At 60.3% G+C, this 11,222-nt stretch carries 7 protein-coding genes and 1 pseudogene; 4 read left to right on the top strand and 4 right to left on the bottom strand.

Going from position 1 to position 11,222, the window contains the following annotated elements:
- The first annotated feature begins 370 nt into the window (after positions 1-370).
- Together AC0L2B_RS19690 and AC0L2B_RS19685 are read left to right on the top strand one after the other, a co-directional pair.
- On the top strand, positions 371-2,599 hold the full coding sequence (locus AC0L2B_RS19690; protein WP_473746499.1) for a serine hydrolase: 2,229 nt from the start codon (positions 371-373) through the stop codon (positions 2,597-2,599).
- Between the two features lie 96 nt (positions 2,600-2,695).
- A complete protein-coding gene (locus tag AC0L2B_RS19685; protein WP_473746498.1) occupies positions 2,696-4,411 on the top strand; it encodes a ShlB/FhaC/HecB family hemolysin secretion/activation protein in 1,716 nt (571 codons plus the stop codon).
- Between the two features lie 38 nt (positions 4,412-4,449).
- Here the strand turns inward: AC0L2B_RS19685 and ampH (AC0L2B_RS19680) are convergent, their stop codons facing one another.
- The 3 genes from ampH (AC0L2B_RS19680) to AC0L2B_RS19670 are packed head-to-tail and all read right to left on the bottom strand — an operon-like array spanning position 4,450 to position 7,903.
- A complete protein-coding gene (gene ampH / locus AC0L2B_RS19680; protein WP_473746497.1) occupies positions 4,450-5,604 on the bottom strand; it encodes a D-alanyl-D-alanine-carboxypeptidase/endopeptidase AmpH in 1,155 nt (384 codons plus the stop codon).
- A gap of 20 nt (positions 5,605-5,624) precedes the next feature.
- Entirely contained in the window at positions 5,625-6,773 is a 1,149-nt protein-coding gene (gene ampH / locus AC0L2B_RS19675; RefSeq protein ID WP_473493150.1) for a D-alanyl-D-alanine-carboxypeptidase/endopeptidase AmpH, read from the bottom strand.
- Positions 6,774-6,790: 17 nt separating this feature from the next.
- Positions 6,791-7,903, bottom strand: a complete 1,113-nt coding sequence (locus AC0L2B_RS19670; protein WP_473584414.1) for a M23 family metallopeptidase — start codon at positions 7,901-7,903, stop codon at positions 6,791-6,793.
- Between the two features lie 685 nt (positions 7,904-8,588).
- Here AC0L2B_RS19670 and AC0L2B_RS19665 point away from each other — a divergent pair.
- Complete coding sequence (locus tag AC0L2B_RS19665) at positions 8,589-8,939, top strand: YciI family protein (protein ID WP_027156019.1); 351 nt, start codon at positions 8,589-8,591, stop codon at positions 8,937-8,939.
- Positions 8,940-8,970: 31 nt separating this feature from the next.
- A pseudogene (locus AC0L2B_RS19660) lies at positions 8,971-10,207 on the top strand (RNA polymerase sigma factor).
- A gap of 349 nt (positions 10,208-10,556) precedes the next feature.
- On the opposite strand, the gene AC0L2B_RS19655 reads toward AC0L2B_RS19660, so the two are convergent.
- The gene (locus AC0L2B_RS19655; protein ID WP_236377519.1) at positions 10,557-10,985 is read right to left on the bottom strand and encodes a YybH family protein; all 429 of its coding nucleotides are present in this window, start codon (positions 10,983-10,985) and stop codon (positions 10,557-10,559) included.
- Positions 10,986-11,222 lie beyond the last annotated feature (237 nt).

Genomic DNA, 11,222 nt, shown 5'->3' with positions numbered 1-11,222 from the left:
TCGCGCCATCGCCGACATCTGCCGAAATCCGAAATCCCCATAGCCATCGCCTGTGGCCCGCGGGTTCCTTCCTCGGGGACTTTCGTACGCCTGCCGGCGCCCGAAACTCTTCACGGGAGCGGACTGGCGGCTTTCAAGTCAATTATTCAGAAGCGGACTGTTGCCGCCCTGGTATTGACGTTGTCCGACAGCAGGCCGCCGACTTCGGGCGTTGCGATGGGGTAGTTTTCGCGAACAAGACTTGCGTCTGTCGGCGACGTCGAGGCCTGCCTGACATCGCTGCAGCCTGTATATCGAACCCTGCTTCCGTTACGCACTCATCAAGTGATATTGAAGATGGTGCACAAGACTTCGCCATAGGTCAGACGACATGTCGAACATCGAGGAATTGACCAGCGTCCGGCGAAGTCGCCAAACGGTCGGCCATTATCTCAAGCTGAGTGCGTACTGCTCGGCTGCCATTCTCTTTGCATCGTTATGTGGTCCGACCTCCGCTTTTGAGAGCCTGGAGCAAGCTAGCGCAACGGATTATTTGAGTTGCGGGTCCTCTGGCAATCGTTCCGCACCGAGCGAAGGAGCCAGCAAGCCCCAACCGAACCCAAAACGACAACCCGCCGGCCCCATATTCAGGCAGAGCCTACGCAACGCTCCTGATCGCAGAGTTGCGCTTCTACAGAGCGTGCTGGCGGATAAGGCAGTTTATGCATCTGTGATCGATGGCTTGTTCGGCTCGCAAACAGTGAGCGCGGTGAAGTCCTTTCAGGCCAATAGTGGGATGCCTGTCGACGGCATGGTCGGCATTGAGACAGGCAAAGCGATGGGGTTGCCGTTTTGGGACGCCGGTCACACTCGCAAGCTAACTCCTCCATTTCGTGATTCTGCGAAATATCCTGACGATATAGAATTCAGGTTCAGGAGCCTGATCGGGATTGGCAATTTCTTCAGCAGCGTGCCAGACGCCCGCTACAGTTCGTCCGATACGCTCACTCGACGGGCGCTTCGAACAAACAATCCCGGCGCCATCAACATCTCGAGATGGCAGCGAGATAGCATGAAAGGGTATGTGGGTTGCACGCTGCCCGACAGGTACGGCAACCAGACCGCCGTTTACGAGACTCCTGAGTTTGGGGTAGCCGCTTGGGGCTTTCTTCTTCGCAAAATCTATTTCGGGGGCAAGAAGGACAAGGTCACCATTGGCGCCATCGTAGACAAGTACCGCGGCGACAATCCTCGTGATGCGTATATTGACGGCTACAAAAAATATTCAGGCGGCAAATTGGCGGAAGGCTATGAAATCGACTTATATGACAACCGGCAACTGGCCTTGCTGGCAATCGCCGCATACTCACACGAATTCGGCTCCTGGTACCCTCTCACGGGAAAGCAGCTTCTGGCAGGCTTTTCCATTACCGATGAATACATCGACTCTGGCGTTAACGACGAGGTCATCGTGGCGCCGGAGGAAATGGATCCCGGCCGATATATAAAGCATTCCGATGCCGAACGCCCCGCACCCACGCCCCCTCCGCCGGCCGCGCGGTCAGCCACAACCGATGCAGCGGTGCGACACGGCCTGCAGCAGCTAGTCGAGACTGAGGGTGGGCCGCCAGGTGCGATAGCAACTCTTTACCGCGACGGCCGCCTAACCGTACTCAGTGCGGGCCGCGCCAATGTGTCCTCGGATGTAGCGCCAGCGGTCAATCAATACATGCGTATCGCCAGCGTCTCAAAAGCCTTCAACGGGGCCATTGCCCTGCATCTCGTCCAGACTGGCCGGATCGGCCTCGACGAGACTATCGGCCAACATTTGCCCGGGCTGCCGGCGGCATGGTCCGCGATCACGCTTCGGCACATGCTAAACCACACCAGCGGGTTACCTGATTACCTGCGATCCGACGGCTTGGCCAAGCAAGTGGCGACAGATCCCCAAGGCTACGTCGAGCCGAGAAAGATCATCGACTGGGTCCGCAACGATCCGCTCGAGTTTGCCCCCGGTTCTAAGTATGCCTACTCAAACACCGACAATATCGTGGTTGGGCTGATTGCCGAAGAAGTGACCTCCAAACCTTACGAGGCACTGTTGCAAGAGATGATATTTGGTCCTGCCAACCTCGCGCAAACTAGCTTCCCGACAACGGAAATCGCGCTGCCGACGCCCTACATCCACGGCTACGCCGTTGAGCCCGGATCCCAGCCAGAGGACGTGACCAACTTTGTCAGCCCCAGCGGCGCGTGGGCATCTGGTGCGATCGTGTCGACTCCTGAAAACTTGTCCACGTTCATACGGGCTGACCTTGCGCTGAAGTTTTTCGGCGCTGCCGAGCAGCAGGAGCAGATGCAGTTCATATCAGGAGATTCCAGCCCGCCCGGACCAGGGACGAATGAGGCTGGCCTAGGACTGTTCCGCTACACCACGCCGTGCGGCGTCGTGTACGGCCATACTGGCGACTTCCCGGGCTATACGCAGTGGGCCGCGTCCAACGCCGACGGTACGCGCTCGGTCACTACCACGCTGAACGCTGCCGAGCCCACAGGTGCCTTGATTGAGCACTTGAGGGAGGTTCAGGCTCAGGCTGTCTGCGCGTTACTCGGCCATTGACGGTATTTTTTGCCAGTGACGGACCCGCGGCATACTGCTAAACCAATTCAGAGTTACCGCTGATTTCCCTGCCACGATAGTTCAGCGAGTTTTGACATGCCTGGTCGCAAGGCGCTGTCCCGATGGTCCGACGCAGTGCGTTGCCTATCGATTTGTCTTGCGATCAGTGCCTTCATTGTCGGGCCCAGCCTTAGCCAAACAATTCCCGAGCAGATCGACTCGGTGATCTCGGATCAGAACGAGACTGTCCGACGCTATTCCGCACCGAGGAAGCCTGGAACGATCGACCTTTCGGTCCCCGACGCGCGCAAGACTACGCCACCCGAACAAGCCGAACGAATATTATTCACCTTGAGGTCGGTAACGGTTCGCGGCGCCGTGACGGTGCCGGCGTCACAGTTGCAGCAAGCGTGGGCCTACCAGTTGAGCAAAAGGATAAGCCTTGGCGACCTCTACGCCATTGCCGAACGGATCGACGAAATCTACCAAAAGGCGGGATATTTTTCGTGGGCGGTTGTTCCTGAGCAGGACTTTTCATCGGGCAACGTCGTCATCGTCCTCTACGAATCCTACGTACGCCAGGTCATCATCGACAGCGCCGTGCCTGATATTGAACGGCGTTTAAAACCTTACATCGATCGCATCGTCGCCATGCGGCCCATCCGGATCAAGGAAGCCGAGCGGGTACTCCTTCTGATGAGCGATCTTGGCGGCCTTACCATCGAAGGCACGTTCATTCGTCCTGAGACGCCTTCCGCCGGGGGCGCCTTAAAACTCGAGGTTGGGTTCACGCGGACTGGCGCGAACGTCATTGTCGACAATCTTGGTAGCGATGCCGTTGGTCCTTATCAGGTGTCTGGCACCGGCACACTAAACGATGCGTTGAGGCTTTTCGACGTGGCAAACATCGTTGGGGTGACCATTCCAGACACTCCGGATGAATTAAGGTTCGTGCTGGGTTCGCTCGATGTTCCGATTGGGTATGACGGACTGCATTTCGGATACAGCCTAGGCTACGTTTCATCCCAGCCCGGCGCCGACCTCGCACCGCTTGATCTCGATATAGCCTCTACGTTCGGCAGCGCGTATGCCAATTACCCGCTGCTGCGGACAATCGAACACAGCTTGTTTGGCCGCCTCGAATTGAACTTCAAGAACAACTCGCTGGCTGCGGGCGGTGAAACGCAAACCGACGAGGACCTCCGATGGCTGGCCGCGTCCCTTAAGTATGTCGGTGAGTTGGAAAATGGCGCCGTCACACTAACCGGTATTTTCGGTCAGGGCCTCGACGGTCTTGGGGCGAGCAGCAGTACTGATCCGCTTGCGCCGCGTCCAGGCGTCCCTGACGACTACAGGTTTTTCCGAGCCGACCTCGACCTCACCACGGAAATCGCCTCACTGGCGGTCGCCCACTTCCGAGTAGCGGCGCAATACGCGCCGACCGCTGTGCCGTCGTCGGTCCAGTTCGTGCTCGGCGGCGATCCTTATGGCCTGGCTTTCGATGGTTCGGCGGCGTCAGGCGACAGCGGCATAGCAGCGTCGCTGGAACTGGGACGAAATATCGAACTCCCGGAAACCTTGCCGATCTCGAACCTGAATGTGTTTGCATTCGTCGACTATGGGGCGGTTTGGAACCACGATATCGGCGTGGAATATACCGAGGCTGAGCTAGGATCGGCCGGCATCGGTGCGAGGGCTGCCTTCGGGCAGCACCTGAATGGTAGGGCGCTCGTTGCCATACCGTTCGAAGATAACCAAGGTCTGACCGATACCGGCACCCGCTTCCTATTCCAGTTGATCGGCTCGTATTAAGCTCGCGGCGCCTACCGACATTCGGCTTTCTTCCAGCATCATCTGGGCGCGAGTTGCGCGATGAGATCGTTGGCTGCCTCGACCATCCCGTTAAACCCGCTGATGCTAAACTGGTTGATGGAGACGAAGACGCCAACACTACGCGTCGGCGCAATCACCACATAGCTGAACTGACCTTGCAGGCCACCGGACTTGTTGAGCATCAACGGCTTGTCGTCATTGGGCAGCAAACCGACCCAGCCTAGGGTCATCATGCCCATCGGCCCTCCATCATCCAGGCCACTGACCGGCGACAAGCCGTCGCGCCAGAGCCAGCCGGCATGGTTGATGGTTCGCCATGTGTCGTCGGCGGTGCCCTGGTCGAGGTGCCAGGCCATCCATTTCTGCATGTCGGCGGCGGAGCTGTAGAGCCCTCCGGCACAGCCAATCGTTTCCGGTGTAGGCACCAACGGCATAGGGGCGCCGTCGAAGAAATGGCCCTGCATGGTCCGCGATTTGTCACTTTCTTCGAGGTTAAGTTTGGTATCGGTCATGCCGCGCGGAACGAGCACCCGATCAGCAAGAAGCTGCCCGTAGGACTTGCCTCCCGCATTGGAGAGCGCAAGGCCGAGCAGGTCGTATCCCCAGTTGGAATAGAGGGCGCCAGTGCCCGGTGGAAAAAGATAGGGACTGCCCTTTGCAAGCCCGGTCCTGCTGAGCTCATAGGTGTTACCCGTAAATGGATTGTCCGGAGTTCCACCGGTCTGGTTCGGCACTTCGCGCGGCAGCCCGGATGCCTGGGTGACGAGGTCAACTAGCCGGAGCGTACGGCCCTCGAATTCCGGGACGGTCCAGCCTTTGTCCAGATGAACGGCAAGTGGGTCGGTAATGCCCAACGTTCCGTCCTCAACCATTCCACTCATGAGATCGCCGCAGAAGGCCTTCGAAATCGATCCGATCCGCATCAGCGTATGTTCGTCTGGCGTCTTGCCCGAACCCTTGCTGATTTCGCCGAAGCCGGCGAAGGCCGTTTCGCCATTGCGAACGGCGGCGATGATAAGACCCGGTGCGCCGGAGCCGAGAAACGCGAAGACGCCGGTGAAGCCAACGGCTTCCTCCAATAGGCGATCCTCGGCGTCTGCCTGAGGAACCGCGAAGAGACAACCAGCCATGGCGGAGGAGATGAGGAAACGCCTGTAGCTGGAACCGGTCATCTCGAAGCCCTCAATGAAAGTCAGCGCGGTGCGAGTTGGTATATCAGTTCGTTCGCCTGCTTCACCATTGAAGCAAAGCCCCCTGCGCTGAACTGGTTGATCGCCACAAAGACGGCAATGCGGCGCGTCGGGGCGATGGCTACATAGGTGAACATGCCCTGCCGGCCCCCGGATTTGTGGAGGATCAACGGATGATCGCCGTCGGCTTCGATCATCACCCAGCCCAATCCCATCGCATCCATCGGCGCCCCACCGTCGTCGAGCCCCAGCACCGGCGAGAGCCCGTCCCTCCGGACCAGGCTGGCGTGGTCGATGATCCGGCGTGCATCATCCTCAGGACCGCCTTGAGCCAGATGCCAGGCGATCCATTTCAGCATGTCGTTGGGCGTCGTGTAGAGTCCCGATGCGCATTCCATCGTCACCGGCGTCGGTACGAACGGAAGCGGGGTGCCATCGAAATTATGGCCCTGCATCAGCCTCTTCTCATCGCCCGGGCGGGGATTGAAAACGGTATCCACCATGCCGCGCGGGCGCAAAACCCGTTCCTCCAATACGGCGGCATAGGGCTTGCCGGTTGCGCCGGCGATCGCCAATCCGAGGAGATCGAAGCCGAAGTTCGAATAGAGCGCACCGGTCCCGGGCGCAAAAAGAAACGGGTCGCCTTTCAGCGCCTCGATCATGGCCTTATGGGTATGTCCGGCATAGGGATTGGCTGGCGTGCCACCGGTCTGCGACATCTCTCGGGGCAGGCCGGATGTCTGGCTGGCGGCGTCGATGATCCGCAACCTCCGGCCGTCCTTTTCTGGCACGATAAACCCATCAGGCAGGTGCGACTGAACCGCGTCCCCCAGGCCAATTTCTCCCTTTGCAACCAAACTGGCGAGAACGTCCCCACAGACAGCTTTCGAGATGGATGCGACTCGCATCATCGTGTCGGCAGTAGGCACGATGCCTGACCCACGAGCGGTTTCGCCGAAACCGGCAAAGGCAGTCTCACCGTTCCGAACGGCAGCAATCACAAGACCGGGCGCACCTGAACCGATGAAAGCGAAAGTACCGGCGAATCCGACCGATTCGTCCAGCAGCGGATCGGCAGTAGCAGGAGTTGCACAGGCAACAGAAGCAGCCGCGAGCAGGAGGCGGAAGGACATCATGCGGGTTGTGGTCATGGGTATCGCGCTCTGCGCTATTGCGGCCAGGTAACGACGGAGAGGTCAAGCGGCAGCACATTTTTTAGCTGTTGAGGAGGCGAGCGCGGCGTCAGCGTCAGTGGCGACCCCGTCGCTTCCGCCTTGTCGAAATCCTCTGTGCCGGCTTCGTCGACCGCAGTGATGGTAAAGCGGTCGAAGACGTAGGGAAGGCCATCCGAAGCCAGCGGAGAGGCGTTGTCCATGACATGCAGGTGCAAATGCGGCGCCTGGCTGTTGCCGGTGTTGCCAACCTCGCCGAGTTGGTCGCCACGCCGTACTTTGTCGCCCAGCTTCACCTTAACACCGCCCGGCCGCATGTGCGCGTAATTGACGAACAGACCTGAGCCAATGTCGAGCACGACGAAATTGCCGTCGGCCTCATCAATCGGCAGGTTCGGAGGCAGCGCACCGGGGACCTGGTCCTGCAAGTCGTTGCGAGTCCCGACTACCGTACCGTCGGCAACCGCGAGGATCGGGTTGCCGTAGATGTGGTAGTTGGCCGGCACTTTGAGGTCGCCCACAACCAGCGTATTCTTGTCGTCGAGCTGCTCCCAGTCGATCGCGAAGCGCTGGGCAAGATGGAACTTGCCGTCGAGCGACAGCAGCGCCCGGACGTGGCGGATGGAATCACAGCAGCCGTCGGCGGCGACGTAGCCGTTGCCGCGCAACGGAGGTCCGAGTATCACGGGAGCCGTAGCGACAACGGTAGCCTCGCCTAGTGTCAGAGTCATCTCAGCGCCTATGACTGCGAAATGCGCAGTCACCTCGTGGGTGATGCGAGCCGGGACCGCCGCCCCCTCAGCCAAGGCAACGTGCATAAAAATGACAGCGAACTGATACGCCGTCAGTTCGCGGGTTTCGTTGCCGCGGCTCGCCCCCGGCGTGACGCGGCTGGCCAGTTCATCAGGGCCGAGTTCTGCAAGCTTTGCCCCGCTGTCAGCATCGATGACTGCGAGCCTCTCGAAACGGGCATCACCGCCGGTGACATTGGTCACCGCGACTTCGTAAACTATGTGGCGCTTGCCGTCCGAGCCAGGAACTACGTGCGGAGCAGCGATGATCTCGGCGACGAGTGGCGTGAGTTTCGGATTGTTGCCGGCGGCGTACACGGCAGATGCAAGCGTTACCGACAAAAGCACAAGGGTCGAAAGGAGCCAGATCAGACACCGCATCTCGAACGCGCCTCCTCTGCACACGCTTACGTTGCCGCATGAAGCTACGACAAGAAGGGCTCATAGCCAAGGTGGTTCGTGGCACAAGCGGGCCGCCGAAACTGGAGGGCAAACGGTGCCTAAAGCAGCTGAACAGCTTGGCCTGTCATACGACAGCGCACTCACCTTGCTAGCATTTGCACGAAAGCCGGCGCTCAAATCAACGTACGACGGTGGATTCTACTACTGCCTCGCTAAGATGTCCGCTTTCGGGCAATCAGGGGCCGGCGATTAACGACCGACTTCAGGCGCGTTGCTGCCATTCGCAACGCCGAGAATGAAGGTCTCGAATGGGTCAGAACCGGCCGTTAAATTGACGGACGTCCAACGGCGGAAGTCGACCCCTTGGCGGAAGTTAGAACCAGCCTCCTAGGCGCCAAAATAACGCGGCAACGGAACTCACGACGTTGGACGTTAGATGGGGTTGGTCAATCGACCCTGTTCACTCGCCCATCGTCTTTAGAGCCCGGGCGTGATTTTATTCAAAGCGCATGTCGATCCGCCGGGGGCTGGTTCGTCGACTTATTAGCGAGACTGTTCAGCGGCCACCACGTCCGCGGCTCGCCTCAGGAGGAGTTCTCAAATGCGCTTCATGTCGTTCGTCACTTCCGCCCACGCCGGACCGCCAACGGCGGAACTCATCGAGGCGATGAACAAGCTCGCCGACCGGGAAATCAAGGCCGGCCGCATGGTCGACATGGGCGGGCTCACGCCGGTCGCGATGGGCGCGCAGGTGCGCATCGCCGATGGGAAGCTCAGCGTCATCGATGGCCCGTTCGTCGAGGCGAAGGAGGTCATCGGCGGCTACGCGATCATGGAGTTCCGGAACAAGGAAGAGGCTGTGGCATCGGCGGTCGAGTTCATGCAGCTCCACAAGGATTTCATGCCGGATTGGGAGGGCACGTGCGAGGTCCGCGCGTTTGCCGGCCCTTGAGGCGACGTTCCTGCAGACGCGGTCGGCGGCCATGACGGTCGCCGACGCCCATCGCACGATCCTCGCCGTGTGGCGGATCGAGCAGCCCCGGCTGATCACCAGTCTGGCGAGGATGCTGCGCGATGTGCCGTTGGCCGAGGATTTGACGCAGGAAGCCCTGCTGGCCGCCCTTGAGCGGTGGCCTGCCACAGGCGTTCCGGAAAAACCCGGCGCCTGGCTGATGGCGACCGCCAAGCGCCGGGCCCTGGATCATCTGCGCCGCAGCCGGATGCTCGAGCGCAAGCACGACATTATCGCCTGGGATATGGAGGAGGAGCAGCAGGCCATGCCCGACCTCGACTCGGCCCTGGACGACGACATAGGCGATGAACTGCTTCGGCTCATCTTCACCGCCTGTCACCCGCGACTGTCGCACGAGGCGCGCGCGGCGCTGGCACTGCGGATGATCTGCGGTCTGACAACACAGGAGATCGCCAGGGCCTTCCTGCTGCCGGAGGCGACAATCGCCCAGCGCATCGTGCGCGCGAAGCGGACGCTTTCGGAATCGGGGCCGGCCTACGAGACCCCAAGCGGCGAGGAGCTCTCAAAGCGGCTCTCCTCGGTGCTGGAGGTCGTCTACCTCATCTTCTGCGCCCCCAGCTCTGCAATGAAGCGCTTCGCATGGGCCGCGTGCTCACCTCCATCGTGCCGCACGAGCCCGAAGCCCATGGACTGCTCGCTCTGATGGAGCTGAACGCCTCGCGCACGGCGGCGCGTACTGATGCAGGGGGCGAGCCAATCCTCATGCTGGACCAGAACCGCGCACTCTGGGACCAGCTCCAGATCCGGCGCGGGATGCAGGCGCTCGGGCGAGCACGCGATTAGGCGGAGCCGGCGGCATTTACGTCCTCCAGGCGACGATTATCGCCTGCCACGCTCAGGCGAGGACAGCGGGCGATACCGACTGGTCGCGCATCGCCGGACTTTATGCGGAGCTGGCGGCTGTCGTGCGCTCGCCAATCATTGACCTCAACCGCGCGGTTGCCGTCGGCATGGCCGAGGGCCCAGAAGTGGCGCTGGCGATCGTAGACCGCCTTGCGCGCGAGCCGGCGCTCAAAGGCTATCACCTGCTGCCGAGCGTTCGCGGCGACCTCCTCCACAAGCTCGGCCGCTACGAGGAGGCGCGCGCCGCGTTCGAAGCAGCCGCGGCGCTGGCGGGCAACAGGCGGGAACATGCCCTGTTGAGGCGGCGCGCCGCCGAGGCGGCCGACGCAGCGATGTCATCATAATCCCTGATCAGACAAGGACATGATCGACCCAGGATCGACTGCTTCCGGGCTTTTGTCATTTTCCTGCAAGATATGACTTGGATATCGCGGAACGTCCGCTGTCCCACCCGGCCCGAACTTCCAAGGTGAAACGGCAGCTTAGGGTCAGAACCGCTGGTTGCGCTCAATGTGCGATTTTGGGAACGGATATAGGCTCCCGAACGCTTCTGACATTCAGCCTCTAAGCCGCAAGCCCGCCAACGGCCGCAAGGCTGACTGTCAGCAGCGCGCCGCCAAATCGACCGTTCACCTACGAACCCTTGCCGCGTGAAAGCCGACATCCCTGTTGAGGACGTTAAGCGTTCCGGAACTACGGCAAGAGATCCGTCACAGCGCGCCCACTTCCGTCCATTGCCATAGGGAAGCTGGCATGTTCGTGGATGATTTTCCAAGAACCGGCGATGCGCCTTAGCACGATGGTTCGCCGGCTCCAGGAGTCGACCTTTGTGCCATCGGTCTTAATGCCAGTCATGCGCGACAGCCCGAAGGCCACTGCAAGATCGCCGTCGATCATGAGCTGCGGGTCAGCCATGTGAACGGTGACGCCGTTGCGCCAAGTTGCAAACCAAGCATTTATCCCTTCGATGTCGCGTGCCTGTTCGCCTCGATAGGCAAGCGGCGGCGGCAGATCGAAAACCACGACATCCGGGTCCATGGCATCAACGTTGGCGCGGGCGTCCCCCTTGGCAGTTGCGTCTTCCTGGCCCCGGATAACAGACAAGACTTCCTTTTCAGACATATCGTTGCTCCTTCATTTTCTGGAACGACGAGGCCGGGGCGATCAATCCGACATCGACACCATTCGTAACAAATATGGCCGGTCCTAGCTGCTGTTGCATCGTGGGATCAGGAGTGATGAGCCCCTCATCTGCCGGACATCGTATCATCGGGGGCTCTAGTGGCCCACCACGAGTGCCAATACGACTAAGAGCCCGACCAGCAAGATGGCTGGTCAAACGAGATCAACCGCGTTGGG

The sequence above is a fragment of the Mesorhizobium sp. WSM4815 genome, from assembly GCF_055811575.1.
Note: the sequence above shows the minus strand (reverse complement) of the source record. Positions and strands in the feature narration are given on the sequence as shown.

Excerpts from the sequence above, each read along its gene's own strand:
- AC0L2B_RS19690 (WP_473746499.1), top strand. The coding sequence starts at position 371 with ATGTCGAACATCGAGGAATTGACCAGCGTCCGGCGAAGTCGCCAAACG.
- AC0L2B_RS19655 (WP_236377519.1), bottom strand. The coding sequence starts at position 10,985 with ATGTCTGAAAAGGAAGTCTTGTCTGTTATCCGGGGCCAGGAAGACGCA.
- ampH (WP_473493150.1), bottom strand. The coding sequence starts at position 6,773 with ATGACCACAACCCGCATGATGTCCTTCCGCCTCCTGCTCGCGGCTGCT.
- ampH (WP_473746497.1), bottom strand. The coding sequence starts at position 5,604 with ATGACCGGTTCCAGCTACAGGCGTTTCCTCATCTCCTCCGCCATGGCT.
- AC0L2B_RS19685 (WP_473746498.1), top strand. The coding sequence starts at position 2,696 with ATGCCTGGTCGCAAGGCGCTGTCCCGATGGTCCGACGCAGTGCGTTGC.
- AC0L2B_RS19665 (WP_027156019.1), top strand. The coding sequence starts at position 8,589 with ATGCGCTTCATGTCGTTCGTCACTTCCGCCCACGCCGGACCGCCAACG.